Here is a 685-nt window from a genome sequence, read left to right on the forward strand (position 1 = left end):
ATCAGACGAACGCGTCTGTCACGACATGCTCCCCCAGCATGAACGCATCGGCCACATGCCGCAGTGGCGCCACATCCACATCGGACGATCCGCTACGGATCAATTTGCAGAAATGTGCATACAGCGAGGGATACTCCCCCTCCACCGGCAGCTCGCACGGCTTATCGTTGATCCAAAGTTCATGTCCGCCCTTTTTCAGGTGGACCCGGGTGCTGTCGGTCTCGATGACGATATCCCAAGTCTGCTCACCCGTCTGGCGCCAGTCGAAGTCGGCTTGCACATCGGTGCCCAGCGCATCGGTAAAGCCCAGGCGCGCGGCAATCGGGGTCTGGCGGTTGGACGGCACTTCCAGCGTGGCCTGCTTCAGGAACATCGCCTGCGGCAGGATCTCGGTGACGATCGACAAGGCATTGATGCCCGGATCGAACACGCCCAGGCCGCCCGGTTGCCAGATCCATTCCTGGTCCGGGTGCCAGTGGCGCACGTCTTCACGCCAGATCACCTTGACCTGGCGCGGTGCATGTTCCTGCAAATGACGCTTGACCACCTGCACCGCCGGCGCATGGCGCGAGTGCCAGCTGGCGAACAGGGTCACGCCTTTTTCCGCCGCCAGGTGCTTCAGCGACTCGACTTCGGAGAGCGTGGCGCCGGGCGGCTTTTCCAGGAAGACGTGCTTGCCTGCCCC

1 protein-coding gene is annotated in these 685 nt (G+C 62.8%); it reads right to left on the bottom strand.

Going from position 1 to position 685, the window contains the following annotated elements:
- Position 1 precedes the first annotated feature (1 nt).
- Positions 2 to 685, bottom strand: a 684-nt coding sequence (locus HWE01_RS22585; protein WP_241822952.1) for a Gfo/Idh/MocA family oxidoreductase, incomplete at its 5' end; no start/stop codon positions are given.

Origin of the sequence: Herbaspirillum sp. C7C8 (genome assembly GCF_022627875.1) — a bacterium.
GTDB lineage: Bacteria > Pseudomonadota > Gammaproteobacteria > Burkholderiales > Burkholderiaceae_D > Herbaspirillum.